A 22990-nucleotide genomic window follows, 5' to 3' on the forward strand; every position below is an offset into this window, starting at 1 on the left:
GTTTACTTCTCAGATTGAGGGTCGGATTCAAAAGCGTGTACTCCTTTCGATCGGCACCGCTTTGATCGTCGCGCGAGGTCCCGAAGCCGGAACCGGACTCGGCACCCCCTGCGCCGCCGTCGGCAACTGCGGCGCCTGCATGTCCGGCATTGCCCAGCTGCGTTCCGGTTGCAGCCCGCCCTGGGCGCGGCGCATGAAGTCGTAGCGGTTGAGGGTGATGCTGCGCCCCGCTTCGCTGTCGCGGATGATGTACGGGCGCAGGAATACCATCAGATTGGTCTTGGTGATCGCCCGGCGTTCGTTGCGAAACAGTGCTCCGATCCCCGGCAACGTCCCCAGCCAAGGCACCGCTTCGTTGCTCTGGCTGTAGCCGTCCTGCAGCAAGCCGCCGAGGACCATGATCTGGCCGTCGTCGAGCAGGATGCTGGTGTCGATCGCGCGCTTGTTGGTGACGATCCCCGCCGACGTCGCGCTGGCCGACGCGCGTTCGTCGATGCTGCTGACCTCCTGATAGATATCAAGCTTGACCGTGCCACCCTCGGAAATCTGCGGCCGCACATTCAGCTTCAAACCCACCTCTTCCCGGGTCACGGTCTGGAACGGGTTGTTGCTGGTGCCACCGCCGCCAGTCACGTAGCTGCCGCTGACAAACGGAATGGTCTGGCCGACAAAAATGCTCGCCGCTTCGTTATCGAGGGTCAGCAGGTTCGGCGTCGACAGCACGTTGGTGCCGCCCTTGCTCTTCAGCGCCCTGGCCAGCACTTTCAGGTCGAGGATCTTGCCGATGCCGGGGATGTCCACCGTGCCGTTGACGTAACCGAGGTTCAAACCCTGGGGCAGCACATCGAGACTGGTCTTGCCGTTGAGGTTGATCCCCGAACCGCCAAGATTCGCCCCGCCGATCACGCCTTTACCGCCGAGATTGCCGGTCTGCCACTGCACGCCGAATTCGCTGGCATCGTCCTCACCGACCTCGACGATCAGGCTCTCGATCACCACTTGCGCACGGCGCTGGTCGAGCAAATCGATGACCTCGCGCAGGTTGCGATACAACGGCTCCGGCGCGGAAATCAGCAAGGTGTTGGTGGTCGCGTCAGCCTGAATCGTCACTCCGCCGGCGCTGAACGCAACGTTCTGCTCGCTGGCCTGACTGCCGCCACTGCCAGTCGAACTGCTGCCCTGCGCGTAACTGCCGCCGGTGCTGCCCGTGCTCGACGTGGTCGAGGTGTTGCCGCTGGTTTGCGTGCCGCTCTGCGCACTCGACCCGCCATTGTTGCCGTTGCTGCCCATGGCGCTGAGCACCGAGCGCGCACTGTCGCTGTTGCCGCTGTCGCTCTCGCCGGTGAGCAGTCCGCGCAAGGCCTGCGCCAGTTTCGCCGCTTGCGCGTTACGTAAATAAACCACGTGCAGGTTGCTCGGATTGCTCTGCGCGTTGTCGAGTTTGTAGATCAGATTGCGCGCCAGCTCGGTGCGCTCGGGGCTGCCGGCGCGGATGATGATAGTGTTGGAGCGCGGGTCGCCGATCACCGCGATTTTCTGCGTCGGGTCATTGCCCGGCGCGTCGAGCAGATCGGCGACCATCGGCGCGATGTCGGCAGCGATGCCGTTCTGGATCTGCACCACGTCGGTGTCGATCGCGCTCGGGGTGTCGATGGTCTGGATCAACTGGGCGACGCGGGTCAGGTTCTCGGCGTAATCGGTGACGACGATGGTGTTGTTGCCGGGATAGGCATTGATCGGGTTGTTCGGCGACACGATCGGGCGCAACACCGGAATCAGGTTCACCGCGTTCTCGTATTGCAGGCGAAAGGTGCGGGTGAGCATGCCGTTGCCGGCGGGTTTGTCCGGGCTGTAGATCGGCCCGCCGAGCAGTTTCGCATCGGCTTCCGGCACCACCTGCGCGACGCCGCCGACATCGACCACGCTGAAACCCTGCATGCGCAACGCCGCGAGCAACATGTCATAAGCCTGGCGTGCCGGCACCTGACCTTCCGAGACCAGCGTCAGGCTGCCCTTGACCCGAGGGTCGACCAGAAACTGCTGGCCGGTTGAACGCGACAACGCGCGCACCACCGCTTGAATATCGGCATCGACAAAATTCAGCGTCACCGGCTGCTCGCCCAGCGGATTGCTCGGCAGTGTGCTACCGCGCGGGACGCCGCCACTGCGCGCGCGTTCGGTGATGTTGTGCATCTGCCGTGGTTGCGGCGCCGCTTGTACCTGGGCGCGCTGACGATCGAGCAGCGCATCGCCGCTGCGTTGGGTGTTGGCCAATGGACGGCCGAGTTCGCTGTCCACCAGCAACGGCGGCTGGTTCGGCGGCGTGGTGGTGTTGCTGCACGCGCTCAATGCCATCAGCAGCATCGGTAACGCCATGCGCGCCGGTTTGGATCCTGACCCCTTCATGAAGCTTCCTTAGCGCCCAGCGCCTGATCCATGCGAACGGTGCCTGACAATGTGCCGGCAGTGACTTCGGTCGAAGCGTTGTCGGCGCGTTGCAGACGGGCCTCGACCACTTGCAGAGAAAGCTGTGCCGGAGTGCTCAGCAGCCAGTCGAGCACGGCATCGGCCGGCGCCGCGTCGAACGTCAACTGCCAGGCGCCGGCCTCCCCGGCCTGCAATTGATAGTGCCCGGCCAGACCGGCAGCCAGTAGCGTCTGCTCAAGCGACTGCGCGAGACTTTGCCCTTGCGGACGTACGCTGACCTCGCGCAACAGCACTTCAAGGGCTTCGGTCTGGGCGCGTAACTTCGGCGTTTCGCTTTGCCAGTAAGTGATTTTTTTCAGCGGCGGCTGGATCAGCGCGACCCACACCAACAGCGACAGCAGCACCACCGCCATGCCGCCGACCATGCGTTTCTCACGCAGGGCCAGCGCTTGCCAACGCGCCTGAAGCTGAGCGCTGAAACGCTGCCAGCGGACGCGATAAACCGCGAGCGATGCCTTATTCATCTTCTGCTCCGCTGTCGTCAGCGCTTTCGTCGGGGGTGGTGACTTCGTCGCTCGGGCGCAGCAGCCAGCCTTCATCATCGGCCGTCGCACTGATCCCGACCTGGGCCAATGCGGCTTGCCAATCCTTGTCCTTGTCATTGGCGCTGCGCCGGGCATCCGCCAGCAGACTCAACTGCAAGGTGCCATCGACAAACGTCAGGCGCTCGACCGTGCCGGCCATGAACGGCATGCCACTGCCGGCCTGCAACACCAGTCGATTGAACGGCTGCGCCGGATCCTCCGCCGCACCCTTCTGCCGCGCCGCCAATTGCTGACGCGCCTGCTGCAACGGATTGAGGATCACCGGCAACTCGGGGAACGCCTGCTTCACCCGCAGCGCCATCTGTGCCTTGAGCTGCTGGCCCTGTCTGGCTTCGCGGGCGGCATACAGGTTCAGGCCGATCACCCACACCGCCACCGCCAAGGCGCAAAGCCCCAACGCCCGGCCCCAACCGCGATGCTCGCTGCGCTGCTGTTGCACCGCACCCTGCAAGCCCCAACCGGGCAACGGCCCGACCCAGCGCTGCGCCTCGGCCATCGGCAATTGCGCATCCGGCGGCGGTGCAGAACCGATCCAGTGCAACGGCGTGCCGCAGCTCAACAGCCAATCACCAATCTCCTCGTCGAACAGCGGCTGCACCCGCGCCACCTGCACGCTTTCACGCAGCAACAAATGGCCGTCCTGCCGACAAGCCACCGTGCCCGGCAGCACCGGCAAGCGGTATGCCGCCGAGTACAGACCGCGTAGATTCAGACCGGCCTGTTTCAGCAGTTGCCCCAGATGCTGCAAACGCTGACGCGGCGCCCAGGCGATCTGCACCTGCCCCGATTCATCCCGCGAACTGTGAGCGATGTGCATGTCGTTGCTGTCGCCGAGCATCAAGGCCTGCGCCGCGCATTGCACCGCCGCTGCGGTCTTGTTGGCCGGCAATGGCGGCAGGTCGATGCTCGCCAACAGGCTGTCCGCCGGATGCAGAAAAACGCTGAGCGGTGGCTGCTTGGGTGACTGCCCCAGTTGGCTAAAAGTCAGGCGCTGCTCACGAATGACCTGCCCCTGCCGGTCCAGCCACGCACAGTCCAATTCACTGTCGAGACTCAACTGCGCCAGTGGCGGCAAACTCACACGCAACTGGCTCATACGCCCACCCGCGACCAGATCACTTGCGGCAGACGATCCTCGCTGCGGTGCAACAACGCATCGAGGCTGACCCGACGCTGATCACGCCGCGCCTCGCCGCGCAGACGAAACCAGTCACTGGTGATACCGACCTTGACGCTGGTCAGCTCCAAGTTCGGCATGCGCAAGCGGTTGACGAAATCGCCACGGTTGATGAACCAGCGCCCAGCGTCACGCTCGTTGATCAGCGCCTGCGCCCGCTCCAGCGACAACCCCGGCACATACGCGGCCAGCACCGGCGCAGTGGCGGTATTGCCATTGAGCCAGGTGGTCGCGGGGATCACCGTCAGGTACGGCGCCAGTTTGCCGATGACCGCCTCATTCACGCCCTCGACGCTGCGCAAATCATCAACACTGCGCAGCATCGGCAACTTCGGATTCTGTGGCTTGCGCGAAGCATTCGGCGATGTGGCGCGGCCACTGTCAAAGGCGTTTTTGCTCGCGGTGTTTTCGGCAATCTGCGGGTTCAACAGGTACGGATAAGAGCCGATCACCCGCTGACTGATGCGCTGACTCAACCCGGCACTGATGCCGATCAACTCGCACAACCGCTGAAACGCCTGCACCTGCGCCTCATCGACACGCTCGTTGGCCACCAGATTGCGCAGGTTGAATTTGCCTTGCTCGTCCTCAAGCCGCCCCTCGAAACCGTGCGCATTCAAGCGCTGCGCCCACGGCTGATCGAGCCGGGTCAACGGATCACGCTGCCGCGCATCCCAGAGCAATTGCCGGCTGATCTCCAGCCCGCCGTGCAACAACCAGCGCCCCTGCACCCGCTGCTGATCCGCCTCCAGCGCACGGGTCGAAACGCTCTGCCGCGTCAACATCCCCGCCGCAATCACCGCGACCACCGCCGCAATCAACAGCGCGCTGATGATCGCCATCCCCTGCTGGTTCGATTGGCTGTTCATCACCGGCCTTACAGCTGCCAGGAACCGATATCGGCATTCACGCCGTCGCCGTCAGGCTGACCGTCGGCACCGAGGGAAAAGATATCGATCTCGCCATTCGCGCCGGGGTTGAGGTACTGATAAGGACGACCCCACGGATCGTTCGGCAAACGCTCCAGGTACGAACGCCAGTTACTGTTCTTCGCATCCGCCGGACGCTCCACCAGCACTTTCAAACCCTGACTCTGGCTCGGATAAGTACCGTGATCGAGGCGATACAACTTCAGCGCCTGCATCAAACCGCCAATATCCTGCTTCGCCGCCGTAGCCCGCGCCTGATCCGGCCGATCCAGCACCTTGGGCACCACCATCGCCGCCAGAATCCCGAGAATCACCACCACCACCATGATCTCGATCAGGGTAAAACCCTGCTGCCCACGGGGCATCCGGCTCGGTCGTCTGGGCTGTTTGAACTGCGCGATATCCATCTCGACATTCCCTTGGCTTGATTCGATTCGACGCGCAGTGTTGCAAGAAGATATGTCAGGGATGTTGAAAATCCTCGGGAGTTTTCGTCGTCAAGCCGTCAAGGACGGGGGTTAGGGTCGAGGGCTGTGTTTTGGTTTTGGGCCATCTATGCCTACGCGCTCCCGAGAAAGCGGATTCACCCTGATTGAAGTGCTAGTGGCGCTGGCGATCATTGCTGTGGCGATGTCAGCGGCTGTGCGTGTGGCGGGGTTGATGACGCAGAGCAGCGGGATTTTGCGGGATCGGTCGGTGGCGATGATTGCGGCGCAGACACGCATGGCCGAGTTGCAACTGGAAGGTCGATTGCCGATAGGACTAAAAGCGCAGGACTGTGACCAAGGACGTCTGCTATTGCGCTGCGAACAGGCCATCGCCACGGCTGAAAATGGCCGATTACTCAAAGTCGGCATCCAGGTTTTCAACCGCAACCAAGACGCCCCGCCCCTGGCCCGCCTGGAAACCCTACTGAACCGCCCCCTGTAGGAGCTGCCGAAGGCTGCGATCTTTTGACTTTGCCTTTTAAAGGTTGGCGTTTATCGAGCTCGCAAATGCGTTCCCTCTGTCCCGCTGCATGTAATCGCGGGGTCTGGGCGAGTATTTAAAAAGTGGAGTTATGCCATCAGCGCGGCGGCGAAAGTATTTGGAGGGAATTTGTTCAAAGCGAAGTGATGCAAATAAGCCGGCAGACATGGCATCATAAGGCCACTATTCATGCGCTGAGACTGAAGATGGAACTGATAAGTCAAGAAAAGATAATGCAGGTCCTTGATTGGGCCTACGAGAGATCTGTCAATGGGTTTTCTGGTCTTGATTCTGCCGAGGAGCTCGCAGCCAGCTACGCCAAGGAAGAAAGCTCTGCTTACGATCAAGCTAACTCACTGATTCGCTGGCAAAACACCAAATCGGCCACGTCAGGCTTTATTACCGGCCTGGGTGGATTAATTACACTGCCCGTAGCGTTGCCCGCCAACATCACAAGTGTGCTTTTCGTACAAATTCGCATGATCGCCGCTATCGCCCACCTGGGTGGCTACGACGTGAAGGATGACAAGGTAAAGACCCTCGTTTTCGCCTGTCTCACCGCCAACTCCGCCAAAGAAGTGCTGAAAGACATCGGTATTGTCGTGGGCAACAAACTCGCGATGAATGCCGTGAAGTCGATTTCCGGCAAGACGTTGCTCGAGATAAACAAAAAGGTCGGCTTCAAGCTGTTCACCAAGTTTGGTGAAAAAGGCGTGATCAATCTTGGCAAAGCCGTGCCGCTGCTGGGAGGCTTGATTGGCGGAAGTTTCGATGCCTACACGACCAACACCATCGGTAATGTAGCGCGCGATACATTCACACCAAAAGATGTGGCGACTGCATAACGGGCCACCTCAGCGGTAGCTGCATTTCCCGTTTCCAAGGGAGTGCAGAGCCAAAATCAGCAAACGCGACAAAGGGGACCGATTTATTTTCCGAAAATAAATCCGTCCCCTCTGTCTTTGGCTCCCACTGGTTTCAGCGACTTACACAAAATCTGCAATCAGCATAAAACCCTGTAGGAGCGAGCCTGCTCGCGAAGGCGCCAGAATGAACACCCGATCAATCACCAGGTGATCCCGACACCCGCATCACCCCGGCAACTGCAAATTATCCAACGCCCGATTCACCGCCAACTCCCCGAGCATGATCAACTGCGCAATCCCCGCCAACGCATGACGCTGCGACACCGGCAACAAGCTGGCGATGTTCTGCGCGAGGGTTTTGGCCGAAGCGAGTGTTTCACTGGCATCCACCAGCAGCTCTTCGGTTTTGTTGTCCGCCGTCACGGCATACATCCCACGGGTTTTACGTGGGGGCGGCGTGGAACCGGGCGGACAGAGGTAATGATCGAGCGCGCGGTCGGCGGCTTCGTGGAGTTTTTTGGAATCGATGGATTCGTAGGGGGAAACCGAGGCGGTTTCGGGTGGGTTGGGTGTTGGTTTGATCATGGTGAAGCTCCTTGATTAATGGAGCCGCCACAGTTCGCTGCGAAACGAAGGGAGGTGGCAGCTGTACGCAGGTTCGCAGACCGGGAATCAAGGAACCCGGCATACCCGAAGGTATCCCGCGCACAGCCGCCATGAAGCACCATCGCCAAAAAGGCAACGATTAGGAGCGCTGTGCGCCTTGATTGATCCGGGCTGCGAAACCCGATCGCTGATTCGTCAGCGACCGAACCACAATAGAACCCGCCCCCAAGGCGCACAAGCCGGCGGATTCTGGCGTAGCTGTAGGTAAAGGCGCAAGGATGTGTAGCCTGAGAGAGTGTCTGAAGATGTCTTTTTAAACGTTGACGTTTATCGATACCTTGCTGCGGCACCTCCACGAGGTGGGGACGCCGGCCAGATGATTCTCAGATTTATTTTTTGGAAATAAATCAGTCTCCTTTTGCCGCCCCCCTTTTGCTGAATGGATGCAGACCGTGGGCTACATGACGGCTCAAGAAACGCACCGAGACATCAGTCATTACCTGATGTATCAGTACACTTGGATTCGACCGCACCAGTTCAACGATGGGCTGATCCCGGCTCAGGCCGAGAAAAAACTTAACGTCGTGTCCGAGATTAGTTGACCACTACACTCCGTTCTTTGTTTGACGCGTGCCGAGCCTCAGAGCGACGGCTGAAAAATCCCTTCAGCCGGAGCAAGCATTCGGGCCTTAGGTGAGGGCTATATGCCATACTCAGATTACGATGCCTGATCTAGGCTAGGACTCGCATTCTTAGGGGAAAAATCCCCCAGCAAAATCATATTGTTGGTATAGGGAAATGCTAAAAAAACTTCGTTTAAAAAGATCTGATAATTATGACTGCCACGTCGCCACCTACCATATGGCTAGGATGGTTGTCGAATACATAAAGTGTGAAGAGCATCCATTAAGTTTAGGAAGCGAGCAAGGCTTAGATCACTGGGACGACCTTGTTATTGAAAATAATGACGGCTCACTTAAATATCTACAAGTCAAACGACAGACAAGTAACTTCTCCGCATATAAAACAACACGAGGCAATAAAACAAAGGGGGACGAAGAAGGTAAGCCCCAAGATTTATCCGCATTAGACGATGCTTTTAAAGCACTCTCTTCATTTTACGAAATAATTGCTAAGCATGCTTTGTGTACCAAAACATTCACCCTTGTGCTTCCATACGGCAACATTGAAATAAAAAAAGGGTTAGATGTTAAATCCTTATCAGAATTGTGTGAAGAATGTAGGAAATCTAGTGCCACGGCAAACGGACTAAAAACTCGAGCCGATGGTAAAACCAAGCAAATAATTGAATGGATGAAGAGTTGGTGTGGCTTTCAAAGCATAGACCAGATTTTTTTTGTTTTAAGAAAAATTACAGTCGAATTGCTAGGAGATGAGCGCTCTGTAAATGACCTAACAGAATTAGCACTCTCCCAATGCTTTGATAAGGCTAATGAAGTACGCACTAAAATCTACAACCACCTTCATTTAAATGCTACAGATATCGGTGCTGTTTGCCCAAAACATATTACCCCCTTAGTAATTCAACACTTGAAGAATCGACAACCTTTTTGGGCATTTTACCAGCAACAGAAAGGGTACGTAGGATGGAATGTGGATGGTTTGAACTTCGGAAGAGGATTTGAACCATCTAGCTATGTCGACGCGCTATGGAATGACGGCAGCAACGACTCGGTTCTAATTGTAAATAACTCCGTAGAATTCACCAAAAAATTACTGACCAACAACCCCTTAATTAGATCGCTATTTAGACTTGCGCTCCACCTACCGAGAACTTCGACAGCGGAATTTCCTAATGCAAATATCGGGCTTGAAGTTGCTAGATCGGCCATAAATGGAACATTTGGCACAGCGAAAAATGATTTCGGAAAAGGAGGAATCACCTGGAGAGATGGCATTCGCTCCCTTGCATCAACTAGCACTCGTGTTCTTACGGATAGCGATGACATGGAAGTCGAAGCTCGCCATTTAAGCGAGAAAATGTACGAATTTACCTGGCAAGCAATTATAGACTCGGTGAATGCAAGATTAGGCGATCTTACTGGCGGGCTCGGAAGCGCCACTCAATCTCTTTGGAATAGTTGGGTAGTCAATTTAAATTCTTCCCTAGCAGACAGGAACAAATTTCTCGAAAACATCTTAAGCATTCATGCCGAGCCAAAAACAATTGTGACAGAGCTTCGGATTGGACTTTCAACCGTTGATCTTGTAGCGGAAAGTATCTGGTTTTTACTAATTGTATCAGTTGCGTTGGGAGGGTCCCATGCCAAATGGGACTCAATCAATACCGACCTTGAAACCAAGTTAGTTGGTCTAAGATATTGGGGCGGAAATGACAATGAAGGACTTGTCCGTGAAATGTTCACCGAAGACAAAGAGGAAGTAACCGAATCGATAATCGGGGGAGAAGTAAAACCTGTTTTAGTTCTACCTCACATAAAATCATCCGTAAATGAGATTTACTGCTCAACTCTGGCCGATGACAGCATTTCAGCCAATTCACTAGCCAGCCCAAAGCGTCCAAAATTGCTGGTAACGAAAACAGTAAAACTGACCAGATTAATAAATGATGGAGATATCTTAGGCATTCGCGAAGAGTTAGAGAAAAGTTTGCGCGCACACCAAGAGTCGCGCAATAAGAGCATTAAAAATTTCGGCTCAGGTGACTTAGCATGAATAGCGACGAAATACTAAAAGCGATTTTGGCCATATCTAAAAGCAGATTCGACGTTGTTGGGCCAGAAGCGTCGCTACAACTTTGCTCTTTGGCTGGGGATGAGATTCATGACAGGCAGGTTGTTACTTTAAGAAAGAGCGCTCTTGCTGCGGCTGGGAATAAAACTATTTTGATAGCTTGGCTCCACTCGCCCGATGATATCAAGTATGGAGCTAAGTGGGCAGCTTGTGTAAGAGACGTTTTACCCGAGCCAGAAGCGTCGGATTTATACTTGATTTTGGCAGCTGAAGAATTTTCCGAAGGTATTTGCTCTAACCTCGAGGCGGATGAGCAGTTTTGTCGCAAGTATGCTCTTCGCCCACATGAGACACCCGACGATATGGTTTTGCGTACGTTTTTGGCACCGTTAGACGCTAAAGATGATGATTCTAATATCGCCGATCCTGTTATATCCGCAATGAGGATGACTGGTAAAGGACACGAATGGCTTGATGGCGGGCAACAGGAGTACTGGAAAGAATTATTTTTATCGGATCGAGAAAGCTCCGATATTGCTAGTCTTCTCATCGGTGAAGGGATTCAGGAAGAGTAAATATGGCTACGCTAAATTCAATTGAACTAAGTAATATTCGTCGTTTTTCCTCCAATGTTAGAATTGATATCGGGCCGGGAGCAACGATACTAATCGCGCCAAATGGCACTGGAAAAACAGCTATATTTGAAGCTATAGAACTCGCACTGACAGGGAATATACACCGCCTCGGAAACAGTTATATACCGATAATAAAAGACGGCTTTAAAACCGCTTCCGTCAAACTTAATTTTGATGGATGGAGTCGCGAAATTTCAGTTTCGAAAGCCGGCGTTTTAGAGATTGATCCGGGGCGACTGGATAAACTTTTCCCCGGAGTAGATCCTAGTTACTATCCATACCTCCTTAGACTGACACATCTATTGGATCAGCGAGGAAAGCAGTGGTTTGTGCAAGGCGATTCTGCAAATGCTGGGGAGCAGTTGTCACGTCTGCCGTTAGGACGGGAGGCTGTGCAAATTTTGCAGAAGATGATGCCGATCAAACGGGCTCTCACCCAAGAAAAGAACAATACAGCCAAACAGTTAGAAGCGTCGTCCATTAGCCTTCAACGCTTGGAAAAATTGCAAGCAGAACGATTACAAGCTTTATCATCGGTACGACCTTTGATTTCGTTGGAAAACATCCTGCTAAATGTGGGCATCAAGCAATATGACTTGACCGGAGAAATTCCGGCCGATTTGAGCTTCATGAAAGAACAGATAGGCTCGCTCACCAGAGTTGAGTCTAAAAATCTAGAAGAATTGACGAAGGCTTTCTCTCAGCTTGAAGAGTTTGAGCCTCTTTTAAGTAGGTATCACGATTTACTAGCTCAAAAAGCTGATCGCGAAAATAACATTCAAAACACGTCCACTGCGATTGATCAATCAAAAAAAGAGATCGAAATAATTGATCGCAAAATTGCATCAAGTGAAATCTCTCTAAAAGGAATGGTCGCGAATTACAATTTTGCATCGGAAATACAGCAAAAGCGGATGGAGTTGGAAGCTGAGCTAGCAAAAACTTCTGGCCATGCAAAAGTAATCCAAGAACTAAACTCTTTAAAACTATCAAATCAAAACCTTCTTGCCACTGAAAAAAATAAATACAACCTCCTTAAAAATATTGAGGATCGGCACATCTATGTTTCACGTGTTGCCGCGACACATACAGAAGAGGGGTTGGAAATTTCTGCTGCTCTTCAATCCCTCGAAATCTGGAAAGAATCTCAAAAGGAGTTTGATGAGCTCTCTAATCTTGTTCAACAACTCCAGCTATCTATAATCGACGTTGACACCACTTTAGAGTCTCTCGGCTATCAGGTCGACGTCTTGACCGGGAGGCTCGACGCAGCAAAAGATCAACTTGCTAGCCTCTCTGATACAGAGAACAAACTACGAGCAGCATTAGCCCAAATTTCAACCTGCCTCGACCCCAAGTCTGACGATTGTCCAGTATGCCAGTCCCATGTAGGCGCAGCACATATTAGAATTAGCTTAGACAGTGCAATTCAAGCCGTAACCCCTCAATATTTAACAGCAGCTCATAACGTAGACACTCTCCGAACGGAACTAACTTCTAAACAAAGCGAACTGCAAACGAACAAGGAAAATCGCGGCATTATTTCTCAGAAACTACATAACGCGCTACAGCTTAAGGCTGTAATTCAGGCAAGAATTGACGAATGTTGTAGCAATAAGCTACTTCAAGGGCATAGTGTTTCTGCCGCCGCTGAGCTATTAGCTTCCGCAATGAATAAACTCGCTCTTGAGAAAAAAAACCTAGAGCTTGAAAGAAACGATATCCCTCCAGCAGTGGATCAACTTTCAATTCAATTTGCAATTAATGAAATACAACGCCTCGAATTAGAAGGCGACCAAATAAATTCTCGACTCAGAGAGCTCGAGAGCCAGTCAAAAATCCTAGAAGATAATATTCAGGGTTTGCAAGCTTATTTGTCCGGAATTGAAGAAACCGAAGATGCTACTACCCTTGACGGCAAGCGAAGAGCTCTTTCGGCAACCATTATTGACAACAGTGAATCCCGCAAAATACTTAGCATAAAGCAAGATGACGAGGAGCGAAACCTACAACTGCAAATAGATGGATTGATAGAGGACGACGCTGCGATAAATAAAATATTGTCTTCGTGGATGAATTTGGACATTGAAGGCGACCCTAACCCTAATCTGATAGATTTGAAGCGCCTAAATCTAACTGAGCAGATTGACAGCTCCAGAAGAAAATTGCGCACCCTCGAAAATAGCGAAGAAGAGATAGCCCGCTGGAGCATTCATGTTGAGCACGATAAAATTCAACAAGAAATAGATAGTATGCGAGGGCAATTTTCCGAGCTGGAGTATGGAAATACTATTCGTGCACAAATATCAGAAACTGAAACAAAGCTAGAAAATATCGAACGCACCCGCCTAGCTTTAGACGACTTCTCTACAAAGCTTTCTGAAGAAATTGATGGAATTCAAAAGAAAATATCAATGGTGGTTCCGCTATGGCGGACATTACTCAACCGTATCGTAAGAGAGCCAAGATTCGGAAAGACTGATTTAAGGTATTACTCCGAACGCAATAAAGCAAAAGCGGAAATTCACGTTAACTTAGGGGAGCACGAAGTCTCTGTGGCTAGCATAGCCAGCGAGGCACAGATGACTGATATTCAGTTGTCGTTCTTGTTATCTATGTCGCTTACTCACGCGTGGTCTCCATGGAAAGCTTTGCTGCTGGACGATCCCACGCAGCATCACGACCTAGTGCATGCTTCTGCAGTATTTGATCTTCTGCGCGATTTCATATCAGATCACGGCTATCAGGTTGTTATCGCGACCCATGACGCAGCCCAAGCTCGCTACTTTCTACGTAAGTTGCTTAATGACGGCGTCGAAGCGCGGATCATAAACCTTCACCCTTCTGAGGGTGGGGTTACAGTAAAATCGGGGGGGAGCACTCAAGTTAGCGATAGTACACGAGCGGATTGACGCTGATTTACATACGCGGCGAGAAGATATCTTAGACAGCATTGTGAGGCGCGCCTGCACACTCAGGCGCGGCCTACACTTGAAGTAGAACAAAGCAGAACTGACAGTTCATCCGATGCGAGTCGATCATGGACCAAGCCATCGAAATTTCAGCGCTAGTAACCACGCATACGCATTCGATTGACCATCAAATTACTTTGCAGCGATTCGAGCGCTCACAGGAAGTGAGATGTTTGGCCGACTTAAGGTTTCGGAGGCAAGCAGAACTCTAAAGTTTGAGAGTGCTGGAGTTCGGCATCCTCCCCCGCCTCCCTGCATGAAAAGAAAATGATAAAAAATAGTACCTATGTGGGTAGTGCTCGGCCGCCAGCATGCCGGCAAAGAATAGTGGCTGCATACCACCAGGAAAAGGTAACGCCATGCCCCCCCTGGCAACCTTAGTCTGATCTACTATCCGCAACACTTTTGGTGTTACAGATGCATTTTTATGCAGATCAGTTAGAGCCCTTATTTAAGCATATGCAACGTTTCTATTGATGACGTAACCTTTGATGTGCCTTGATGGTTTCAGCTTGCTGAGAACGTCGTCAGCGAACATCTGCAAGAGGGCCGGTTGGTCGAAGTGCTTGCTGACTGGCAGCCTGCCTCGGTTCTTGTACACCTGCTATATCCGCATCAGCGCTTTCTGTCGCTGGCTGTGAGCGCATCCGCTAATTGGATAGCGGAGCTTATCCGAGACGAATAATCGAAAAAAACGCGAGTCCCCGGCCTTCTTCGCAGCCCCTTTATCGAAGGCTTACTAGGCGTCCACTTTTAGCCGAAAGCGGAGATCCACGACACGCTTTCGGCTGGTCAAAAGCAATCAAGAGCGTGACCAGCGATCCATTTCCAATCGCCCAACTGAAACACCCCAATAACTCCCCCCTAAAAACTTACGGCCTAACTGTTTAGGACTGAGATAAATACCAAGGGGAACGTGAGATAAACCTGGGCCAATCCGGGATAGGCTGGCACAGGTTGGGATGGATTGTGTAATTCAGTTGCAGCCAGTGCAATAAGAAGACGCCCCGCTCAGTCGTCAGTGAGCGGGGCAAACATATCAACCTGACGGCGCGCTATCTCGTCCTTTCGCACTGCCTTGACGATCTTGTAAATCCACTGGAGCGACACGGCGTACTTGCGCGCCAGCTCGCTATGGTTGGTGCCATTGAATTCGTCGTAGATCTGGCGATCACGCCGGCTCAACTTGACCGATAGCCCCATCGGGAAATACAGGTTCTGGCCGCCCCAGTGCGCCGCCATGCGGTCAGAGACCTCCTGCGCCACATGACGAGCGGCGGCTTCCTCCATCGACACCAATTCAACGAGCGCCACCGCGATGTGTTCGGTGAGATCCGTCAACAGTTCCGGGCCTTTGCTTCTGAACTCTGTCATACACCCTCCTGTACGGCGGCCGGGGCCTGTTCGATGCGCTGCTGCCATTGCTTCAGGTTTTCGATGACGCGACTAGCCTGGGAACCCTTGAGCCACTGCAAAGCGTTAATGCCAGTCATGTTCAGAACGAACTTCGCCAGCGCTTCCTCGGACGGATCGCGCACCGCTCCGAGGCCGTGCAAGGTCAGCCAGAGCGACCGGATTTTCCGCGACTGGGCGTCGTCCGCCTTCGGGCGCTCCTGCGCCTTTTTTGGACGAACCATAAACCCGCGCTGCTTGAGCTGTTCCAACACCCGGTGAAGGTTTGGAACGCTCAAGTCAGCGGAGGACGTCGCGCCATCCAATCCCGTCATGCTGGCCAACATCAGGCGGAAGGTGTCGTCATCCATCCGCAGTTCGCGTCGGGCAACGTGAATCAGCTTGATCAAGGACAGCCGGGCTGGGTTGGCAGGCGCTTTTTTCACTTGGCACCTCCCGGCCGCGACCGCGTGCCGTCTTGCGGCTCATTCCGGGCCGCGTGCAGCCGCTGCCGGATCTTGCTGCATTTGATATGGTTGCCTACGACGCGGGGCCGTTGGCACTGGTCGCAGACCGCCTGGAACTCCAACACCCCTGAATTGAGCTTTCCTGTGCTTGTAGAACCCATGATCAGGCTCCCACTGGCCGCTCGGGAGCGGCCCCCGACAGTTCTACTACGGCGCGAATGAAGTCCGCCGATGCGGCAGTCTCCGCCCGCAACGCGGCGCACGCTTTGCGCCTAGCCATTTCACCCAATGCGCGTAGTTCGACGAACCGCTGTACCTGAACCTGCCTTTTGAGCTTCATAAATACAGCGCTCTGACGGCTGCTCTGAGCATTATTCGGGATTGGCGACTGGTTGCTTTTATTCATGTCACACCTCCATCGTCAAACGTGCGCGGGGGTTATGGTTCACAGCCTGATGCAATTGCGCTGACTTGCCTGCCGCGTAGCCGGCGTCGGCCGCGACTTCATCACGCGCCTTGAGCTTACGGCGCTTCAATTCGACGCTTTCGAGTTCTGGGTAGTTCTTCGCCATGTAGGCTTCAACTGCGTCGGCAATGTTGTCTTCGACACCCGCGAAGGCTTCAATTTTGGAATGCACTGCATCGATCCAGGCATTTGCGAAGGCATCACCGCGAGCGACTTTCGTGGCGCGTTTGCAGCGTTTCTGAGATTTCAGGTATTCGCGCCGTGCCTTCTGTAGTTGCCGCTCCAACACCTGGTAAGCGTACCCAGTCAGTTCAGGCGCTGCGGCGCAGCCGATGAAAACAAAGCGAGCCGCGCCGAGAACACTGGTGGTTATGATCAATCGAGCGCCGAACGCAAGACCGCAGACTTGCGCAAGTCTGACCCGCCAAGCCGGCGGCGAGCCTTCAGACCCCGCCAGAACGGAGGCTTGCCCCGCCATGCTTGCAAGTACGTCGCCCATTTCGAGGTTGTACAACTCCATCAATTTATGGGCTTGGCGCAGCGCGATTTCTGCCTCGTGCGGGTTGCTGGTTTTGGACTTCGCCATCTCCAGACACTTTTTGATCTTCTCCAGCGTGCGGTTGTTGTCCATGTCAGACCCCCGCCAAATCAAGTGGGATGGCTTCGTAACGGTCGGTATCGCCAACGCGCTTGTAAAAGCGGATATAGCTGCGGCTGCCCGCGACCTGGATCGCATCGCCGATGGCCTCCATCGCCTTTTTCCAGCGTGGGTCATCAATGTCATGGCGGCGCAGCGACAGGATTCGGGCGGTACGCAGCTCCCCGTTGCGGTCAGCCCGGAATGCGTCATTGATCAATACTTTGACGCCGGGGTGGGAGTTGGCCGTCCATTCATGCGCGCACTCATCAAGCAGCGCCTTGGCTGACTGAAGGTGTTCGTTGAATTCGATCTGATCCTGGTTGGCGCGCATCAGCTTGTAGCGCCCGTCGAAGCTGATCAGGGTCAGATTGCCCTTCGTGCCACGCGACACAACGCCGTACTGCTCTTTGCTGATCTGCAGCAGCGCGTCAATTTCACCGAAAACATGCGCTTTGAACTTGAGCAACATCGCGCTGATGGCCATGGCCTGGTCAACGGCTTCGATCACCACCTTGTCGCGCAGTAGATCCGTAGGCTTGATCGATGCTTCGGGCACCATGCGGCCGAGGGCGTCGACGCGGTAGCCCGGCGGTATTTGCAGAGCATCATTACTGGTCATTGGTTTTACCCTCAAGAAGTTGGCGCAGCTGTTGCGCAGCCACCCGGCAAGTTTCATCAGCGCCCAAGCCGCCGACCTGTACGACCACGCGCTCAACGCCGCCTGATTTGTCGGCCACGGTCACCAGCCAATCACTGATCCGGTTGTAGCCAATCTCCAGCCACAGGAATGGCATCACGGCGTGCGCCTGGTCGAAGGCGTCCAGCAGCTCGGCCTGACGCACAACGCGTTCGCCGGTACGAATGTCCAGAGCGATCAATGCGCGGCGAAGATGCCGGCCGGCATCGTAAAACCGGCTTTCAGCTATGGCGGCGCTGGCCGCCGACAGATGCTCGGCCGGCGCGGATGGGCGGTGCACATGCTCAAGCACTGTTGAAACATGCTTCATTGCATCTGCCCAGGACATGGTCGGCAATTCTGTCCATACAGCGTCTTGCAAGGCCTCAATCGAGGCGTTCAGTGACTGGCTCATTTGTCCTGCTCCTTGACCAAGGTGAACCAGACAACGCCGACGCCCCGAATCGATGCGGTGTTGCGGGCAAGACGCCCTTCGGCGTTGCAGCGCATGCCGCGAAGCTCATGTCCAAAGCGCCGTGCCAGAAGTTCAAGGCTATCGGGGTCAACAAAAATCTTGTTGTCCGCAAGAACCAGCGCCTTGATCACAATTCCGGCCTCACGCATGTCGCGGGTCAGATCATTGAAGGTGGCCAGCTTTTTCGGGAATTCCTCGGTGAGGATGCTCAGGGGCTGAGCCGGGGCCGAAGGTACGAGATGTAGGGCGGCCATCTCACACCCCCTTCACTACGTCAGCGGTAACGATTGGCACACCCAGTTGGGCGGCCAGATTCATCGCCGCGATCATCAAGTTGCCGATGGCCAGCGGGTACAGCAGCGACACCGTTTCATCACGGCCGCCGCTACGCTTTGGCTGAGACAGGCGCGCCGCGATTGCCTGAATGCCGCTTTCGTCGATGACTTCGGCGAGCGGTTTGCCGGCCCGGTCAAAGCGGAATTTCAGAAACTCTTCCAGCCGGGAGGTTTCAATCGGCGTAAGCGTGACCCGCTCGCAGCGCTGAACAACCTCGCGCACATCGGCGTTTCGTTCGCTCAACTTCACGCCCAGCTCCGGCTGGCCGATCATGATGATGCTGACCAGTTTGGTGAACCCGACTTCCAGCTCAAGGATGCGCTTGAGGTGCTTGAGCGTGGGAATCGGCAGGCTGTGGGCCTCTTCGATGACCAGGCAGTGGCGGTAGCCGGCGGCGTGGGATTCCTTCAACGCTTTGTGCAATTGAGCGAATCGCGCCTCAGGGCTGCTCTTAGGTTTGGCCAGCGGTGCAACGGCGGCCATCATCGATTCGGCAATGTGCGTGCTTTTCAGGGATTTGCCTTTGGTGTCGTTATCCTCAGACGCCAGCACGTAGGGTTCAATGATGATCACCGGGTCGTTGTTTTCGGCGATGCGGTTCACCAGGTCGCGCCGAAGCGTGCTTTTCCCCGCGCCCGATTCCCCCTCGACCGCGAGGAAGCCGCCGTGGCGAGCGGTTTGGTACATCACCTCCCGCACATAGCGAATATCCGGGCTGACCCACATGTCCTGAGCGCACTGCAACTCGTCGAACGGGTCGCGGAACAGGCTGAATGCTTTGCGGGTATTTGGCTGAATGGTCTGTTTTGGCAGTAACATAGGTTCGTCCTCCCCGGACGGCTCTTTCTTAAGGGCCGGATCTGCCGTGTTGGCGCACGGCAGATCCACTTCTTCAAATGCGTTGGCGATATCAGCGTCATTCGCGCCGGATTCGGTCAGGAACACACGAATGCGCCCCTGTAATTCGTCACTGTCCAGACTGCGCGGCCATTGGCCGTGGTTCAGCAGCTGGGCGACGGTGGCGCCGCTGAGGCCCAGCGATTCGGCCAAGGCCGATTGAGGGCGGCCCACCCCCTGCAAAACATGCTTCAGTTTCAACATCACTCACCTCCAACCGCTGCCAGCACCAGGCTGAACGGTTTGCGCATGACCTCGACAGGTCGTTTCAGCTCAGCCTCTACGGCGTCGAGCTGCTCTTCGGGAACTCCTTCCGGGTAACGCTGCTGTAGCCAACCAAACGTTTCCGCCGTCCAGAGGTTGCCCAGGCGCGGGCGCAGAAGCTTGGCGGCTTCGACGTGGCTGAGTGGGACAAGCTCGACAGTTGGGGCGTTGACGTTGAGGCTGGTGCCGCGCCGTGGCATGTAGGCCGGCAGCACTGTGTCGTTAACGTGTTTGTGCGGATCGATCAGGCCGCCGAACGGAACGGCCTTGGCTTTGCGGGCCGCTTCGGCGTCCGCCTGATTGGTGGTGCCGGTAGCGATTTGCTCCAGCACTTTGCGAGACAACTGGGCCGGCGTCTCGGCGTGGCGCTTGTACGTTTCGCCGATGGTCGCGGAGGTTTCAGCAAAGCCGAACTCATCCAGCCCGATCCGCTCGACGACGTGATAGTTCTCGCGGCCATCGGCCCCGATCAACACGGCGATTGCCGTGTCTTTGTCGCGCCAGCAGTTGCGGGTGATCAGCAGTTTTTCGCCTACCATCACCTCTGGCACAGAGCTGACATCGAACTGAACGCCACGGAACGAAACACGCAGCAGGTTGCTGACTTTGCGGTATTCCGGCGTGCTGACGGCCAGCTCTCGACAAATCTCAACGCTTGGCGCAAGGCGCAGTTGTTCCTGCCGGATCAACTGCCAGACGCCGTACCGGGTACGCCGGGTGCGGGTATGGACGGAAGTTGCGTTGAAGTACCGCATCCACTGGCCGGCCCACGCGTTGATCTGCTCCAGGCTTTCCGCCGCCTGAAACTTGAGCGCGCTTTCGAATTCCCGTTCGACGATGTTGTGAGCCTGTTCAACTTGGCCCTTCGCCCGAGCGTTGCCGACCTGGTTGATGATCAGGTCAATGGACATGGCGCGGCAGAGGTTACGGAAAATACCGCTGGTCATGGCCGCGCCGGGGTCGGTCATCAGAATCCATGGCACGCCGTGGAATGGGTCAGATTCGCCGCGCTTCTGCATTGCGTTGATCAGGACATTGCACAGGTTCTCTGCCGATTCGGCGCCGAGGACGTACTCGAGGTACAACGTGCCGCTGGTGTGATCTGTAATCACATAGCGCCACAGCCGCTGACGTTCGATCTTCTTCAGGTTGCCGGGCTTGCCGTCGTAGAACTCGGCCTTGTTCATCACCCGCGCCCCGTCATCTGCCAGGTAGAACTGAGTCGAGATCGACGCGTCCACCTGCCAAACGTGGTTTGGGTGCTTGCTGGCCAGCGACACCGCCGGGGCGTCGTGCAACAACTGCTCGGGGTGTAATTTGTAGGCACGTAGTGCCCGGCTGATCGCGCCGTTGGTCAACGGCCGGAACACGCCTGTTTGTTCATCCACGCGGCCGGCCACGATCATGTTGTTACTGCGTAGCCGTTCTACGGCCCGCTCGATGGTGGACAACTGCTTGTTGTTGGCGCGGATCGACTCCAGCAACACAGCCGATATCTTCCGGGCTTCCTCAATCGGCAGCGCGCTGCACCCGGCGTCATTGCGGCGCTTGCGGGGCTTTGCCACACGAATTTCCTTCAGCTTGCGCTGCAAGGTTTGAAGGGACACACCCAGCTCGGCCGCGCCCGCCTGGTAAACGGCGGTACGCTGGCCGTGCGGGGCGTTCTCGGCGCGTTGGGCGATTTGGGCCAACTGCTGGACTTGTACCGGATTCATGGCTTAAGCCTCGGGCGCCGTCATCCACACCGGGGCGCTGCCTTCGGCGTGTTCGGGGAGGTTGAATTCGCTGCGGACGGTGGCGAGGGTGACCTCTAATTGCCGGATCAGATCTGCCTGATATCCCCTGTGGTCTGCCCCGATTGCGGCGCCGTGTTCGGCCATTTGAGCGAATCCGTCACGCAATTCGCCGAGGATCTTGGCCTCGATCTCAAACTGGATGTCTACGACCTCGGCGCGCAAATCTTTGATGACATCGTCCGGCGTGGCGGTTTGGATGCGTTTGCGGTTTTTCTCCAGCTCCTGCTTGGCGCTATCCAGCTCTTTGGCTTTCTTCGCCATGACTTCGCCTTGGGCTTCGTAGTCGGCGTTGACGTCATCAAGCCGCTGAGTCAGTGCCTCTTTTTCTTTGGCGTGTTTGGCAATGACCTCTTCTGCAAGGTCTAGAAATGCTTCCTTATCTCCGGCCTTGGCTACCTCAATCAGCGCGGCTTGCTCGTCTGGCGGGAGGCGGCGGTATTGGCGCAGTTCGCGGTAACCGATGCCCATGCGTGACATCGAATCAAGCGCGGCTTCGCCGAGGGTACGAAGGTTGGCAATGTCTTCATCGACCTGCTGGCGCGAACGGCCAAGCAATGAGCAGAACTCGTCCCAAGTGCCCGCGAACTGCTGACCGTCAGCAGTTTTCTTCCCGCTCAAACCCCGATAAAGCTTGGTTTCCTTGACGTAGGCGAGTTTAGAAGTGCTGACCGTCAGCGAAAATTTTGCAAAGGATTCGGCCATCTGTGCTTGGCCGAGTAGCTGATTAACGAGGTCACGCTCATCGCTATGCGATGCCTGGAGGGAGGCCATTGCGTTCTGATTCGCGGTCAACATTTCGCCGTCCAGAACAGGCAGTTCCGGGCTGTCTACGGGTTGAGTTTTTGTACGTGCCATGCGGTTCTCCTTAGATCTGCGAGCCAGCGGCGACCCGCTGATTGATTTCATGTAGGCGCCCGGTCACACGCGCCATGTGTTCGGCGTGCGCCTGAGCGATTTGAAGCATTGCTACGGAGTGGGCAAATCGGCCGTTATCCAGCTTCACCGCGAGGCCTTCCTCGATCAGAACCTGCACCGCCCGCGTGACGTTGCTTGGGCTGTCGCCGGCTAGCTGCGCCAGTTCCGCGTTGCTTAACCCTGTAATCGTGTGGCCCTTCAATGCTTTGAGAACGCGCAGCACGCGGCCGGCGCTGGATGCGGTGCGAGTCATGGCCGCTCCTCCAGTTCAAGTTGTGGTGTTTGGGTTTGGCTGACATTGCCCCGGTGCCAGGCGAGGCCTTCCATCGCGGCTTGTATCGCGGCCAAGGTTTCATCGGCATCGCAGTTCTTCGCGTAGAAGGCCAACAGCTTGCCCGCCGCTGTGGTGAGTACTTCCTGCAGAGCCTGCGTGTCCTGCGCGGTGCAGTTCCGGCCTGTGGGGATAGCAATGGTCAATTGCCCGGCGCTGGCGGCGATCCAGCGGGTGACGTAATCACAGCCACAAGCGCGCTCGTAGGGCCGGATCAGGTTGGCCGGCATGCGGCCAGTTTGTAACCATTTGTAGACCGACCAGTGATCCGCAACGCCCATTTCATCGGCGATCCGATCCACGCTTTTGTTTTGAATGTCCTTGGCGAAGTCCTTGCACAGCTCCAGCGCATGGCGCAGGGACGTTGGCTGTATGTTTTTCCAGCGACGGCGGCTCATTGGAATGTTCCTACAAGGGCGTCTTCCAAACAAAAA

General features: G+C 55.6%; 23 protein-coding genes and 1 pseudogene. 6 read left to right on the forward strand and 18 right to left on the reverse strand.

What is annotated here, in order from left to right; genetic code table 11:
- Window positions 1-27 precede the first annotated feature (27 nt).
- Genes gspD through gspG form a run of 5 tightly spaced genes read right to left on the reverse strand, consistent with a single transcriptional unit; the run spans window position 28 to window position 5545 of the window.
- Window positions 28-2406 (reverse strand): type II secretion system secretin GspD, encoded by a 2379-nt coding sequence (gene gspD / locus AC3WMV_RS15430; RefSeq protein WP_103367888.1) that lies wholly within the window; start codon window positions 2404-2406, stop codon window positions 28-30.
- On the reverse strand, window positions 2403-2951 hold the full coding sequence (gene gspM / locus AC3WMV_RS15435) for a type II secretion system protein GspM (protein WP_103367889.1): 549 nt from the start codon (window positions 2949-2951) through the stop codon (window positions 2403-2405). The genes gspD and gspM overlap by 4 nt, the downstream gene beginning before the upstream one ends.
- Window positions 2944-4128 (reverse strand): type II secretion system protein GspL, encoded by a 1185-nt coding sequence (gene gspL / locus AC3WMV_RS15440; protein WP_103367890.1) that lies wholly within the window; start codon window positions 4126-4128, stop codon window positions 2944-2946. The genes gspM and gspL overlap by 8 nt, the downstream gene beginning before the upstream one ends.
- A complete protein-coding gene (gene gspK, locus AC3WMV_RS15445) occupies window positions 4125-5078 on the reverse strand; it encodes a type II secretion system minor pseudopilin GspK (RefSeq protein WP_103367891.1) in 954 nt (317 codons plus the stop codon). The genes gspL and gspK overlap by 4 nt, the downstream gene beginning before the upstream one ends.
- Window positions 5079-5086: 8 nt before the next feature.
- A complete protein-coding gene (gspG, locus tag AC3WMV_RS15450; RefSeq protein WP_003225640.1) occupies window positions 5087-5545 on the reverse strand; it encodes a type II secretion system major pseudopilin GspG in 459 nt (152 codons plus the stop codon).
- 148 nt (window positions 5546-5693) lie between these two features.
- Here gspG and gspI point away from each other — a divergent pair, with 148 nt between their 5' ends.
- Both gspI and AC3WMV_RS15460 read left to right on the forward strand, forming a co-directional pair.
- Complete coding sequence (gene gspI, locus AC3WMV_RS15455) at window positions 5694-6068, forward strand: type II secretion system minor pseudopilin GspI (RefSeq protein ID WP_103367892.1); 375 nt, start codon at window positions 5694-5696, stop codon at window positions 6066-6068.
- Window positions 6069-6313: 245 nt separating this feature from the next.
- Window positions 6314-6952, forward strand: coding sequence for an EcsC family protein (locus tag AC3WMV_RS15460; protein ID WP_178085233.1), 639 nt, complete (start codon window positions 6314-6316; stop codon window positions 6950-6952).
- Window positions 6953-7198: 246 nt separating this feature from the next.
- Here the strand turns inward: AC3WMV_RS15460 and AC3WMV_RS15465 are convergent, their stop codons facing one another.
- On the reverse strand, window positions 7199-7558 hold the full coding sequence (locus tag AC3WMV_RS15465) for a DUF6124 family protein (RefSeq protein ID WP_095136351.1): 360 nt from the start codon (window positions 7556-7558) through the stop codon (window positions 7199-7201).
- A 458-nt stretch (window positions 7559-8016) separates the two neighbouring features.
- On the opposite strand from AC3WMV_RS15465, the pseudogene AC3WMV_RS15470 reads away from it, so the two are divergent.
- The 4 genes and pseudogenes from AC3WMV_RS15470 to AC3WMV_RS15485 form a co-directional block, all read left to right on the forward strand.
- A pseudogene (locus AC3WMV_RS15470) lies at window positions 8017-8181 on the forward strand (IS3 family transposase); the annotation flags it as partial.
- Between the two features lie 196 nt (window positions 8182-8377).
- The gene (locus tag AC3WMV_RS15475) at window positions 8378-10276 is read left to right on the forward strand and encodes an ABC-three component system protein (protein WP_146038493.1); all 1899 of its coding nucleotides are present in this window, start codon (window positions 8378-8380) and stop codon (window positions 10274-10276) included.
- Window positions 10273-10869, forward strand: a complete 597-nt coding sequence (locus tag AC3WMV_RS15480; RefSeq protein WP_103367894.1) for an ABC-three component system middle component 1 — start codon at window positions 10273-10275, stop codon at window positions 10867-10869. The genes AC3WMV_RS15475 and AC3WMV_RS15480 overlap by 4 nt, the downstream gene beginning before the upstream one ends.
- Before the next feature lie 2 nt (window positions 10870-10871).
- The gene (locus AC3WMV_RS15485) at window positions 10872-13841 is read left to right on the forward strand and encodes an AAA family ATPase (RefSeq protein ID WP_103367895.1); all 2970 of its coding nucleotides are present in this window, start codon (window positions 10872-10874) and stop codon (window positions 13839-13841) included.
- Between the two features lie 1071 nt (window positions 13842-14912).
- On the opposite strand, the gene AC3WMV_RS15490 is transcribed toward AC3WMV_RS15485, so the two are convergent.
- The 12 genes from AC3WMV_RS15490 to AC3WMV_RS15545 all read right to left on the reverse strand — a co-directional run bounded on the left by AC3WMV_RS15490 (window position 14913) and on the right by AC3WMV_RS15545 (window position 22954).
- Window positions 14913-15275, reverse strand: a complete 363-nt coding sequence (locus tag AC3WMV_RS15490) for a Mor transcription activator family protein (protein ID WP_103367896.1) — start codon at window positions 15273-15275, stop codon at window positions 14913-14915.
- Window positions 15272-15739 (reverse strand): gp16 family protein, encoded by a 468-nt coding sequence (locus AC3WMV_RS15495; protein WP_103367897.1) that lies wholly within the window; start codon window positions 15737-15739, stop codon window positions 15272-15274. The genes AC3WMV_RS15490 and AC3WMV_RS15495 overlap by 4 nt, the downstream gene beginning before the upstream one ends.
- 184 nt (window positions 15740-15923) lie before the next feature.
- A complete protein-coding gene (locus tag AC3WMV_RS15500) occupies window positions 15924-16166 on the reverse strand; it encodes a hypothetical protein (RefSeq protein ID WP_103367899.1) in 243 nt (80 codons plus the stop codon).
- A gap of 1 nt (window position 16167) precedes the next feature.
- On the reverse strand, window positions 16168-16857 hold the full coding sequence (locus AC3WMV_RS15505; RefSeq protein WP_103367900.1) for a DUF2786 domain-containing protein: 690 nt from the start codon (window positions 16855-16857) through the stop codon (window positions 16168-16170).
- Window position 16858: 1 nt separating this feature from the next.
- Entirely contained in the window at window positions 16859-17485 is a 627-nt protein-coding gene (locus AC3WMV_RS15510) for a DUF3164 family protein (RefSeq protein ID WP_007969379.1), read from the reverse strand.
- On the reverse strand, window positions 17475-17957 hold the full coding sequence (locus tag AC3WMV_RS15515; protein ID WP_103367901.1) for a hypothetical protein: 483 nt from the start codon (window positions 17955-17957) through the stop codon (window positions 17475-17477). The genes AC3WMV_RS15510 and AC3WMV_RS15515 overlap by 11 nt, the downstream gene beginning before the upstream one ends.
- Window positions 17954-18271 carry a hypothetical protein gene (locus AC3WMV_RS15520; RefSeq protein ID WP_103367902.1) on the reverse strand — a complete coding sequence of 106 codons (318 nt, stop codon included), beginning with the start codon at window positions 18269-18271 and terminating at the stop codon, window positions 17954-17956. Before AC3WMV_RS15520 ends, AC3WMV_RS15515 begins: the two co-directional genes overlap by 4 nt.
- 1 nt (window position 18272) lies before the next feature.
- On the reverse strand, window positions 18273-19454 hold the full coding sequence (locus AC3WMV_RS15525; RefSeq protein WP_103367903.1) for an ExeA family protein: 1182 nt from the start codon (window positions 19452-19454) through the stop codon (window positions 18273-18275).
- The gene (locus tag AC3WMV_RS15530; protein ID WP_103367904.1) at window positions 19454-21229 is read right to left on the reverse strand and encodes a DDE-type integrase/transposase/recombinase; all 1776 of its coding nucleotides are present in this window, start codon (window positions 21227-21229) and stop codon (window positions 19454-19456) included. The genes AC3WMV_RS15525 and AC3WMV_RS15530 overlap by 1 nt, the downstream gene beginning before the upstream one ends.
- Window positions 21230-21232: 3 nt before the next feature.
- Entirely contained in the window at window positions 21233-22165 is a 933-nt protein-coding gene (locus AC3WMV_RS15535; protein ID WP_103367905.1) for an AAA family ATPase, read from the reverse strand.
- Window positions 22166-22175: 10 nt separating this feature from the next.
- Entirely contained in the window at window positions 22176-22478 is a 303-nt protein-coding gene (locus AC3WMV_RS15540) for a helix-turn-helix domain-containing protein (RefSeq protein ID WP_103367906.1), read from the reverse strand.
- Complete coding sequence (locus AC3WMV_RS15545; RefSeq protein WP_103367907.1) at window positions 22475-22954, reverse strand: hypothetical protein; 480 nt, start codon at window positions 22952-22954, stop codon at window positions 22475-22477. The genes AC3WMV_RS15540 and AC3WMV_RS15545 overlap by 4 nt, the downstream gene beginning before the upstream one ends.
- Between the last annotated feature and the right edge of the window lie 36 nt (window positions 22955-22990).

The sequence above is a fragment of the Pseudomonas sp. FW305-3-2-15-E-TSA4 genome (genome assembly GCF_058787295.1).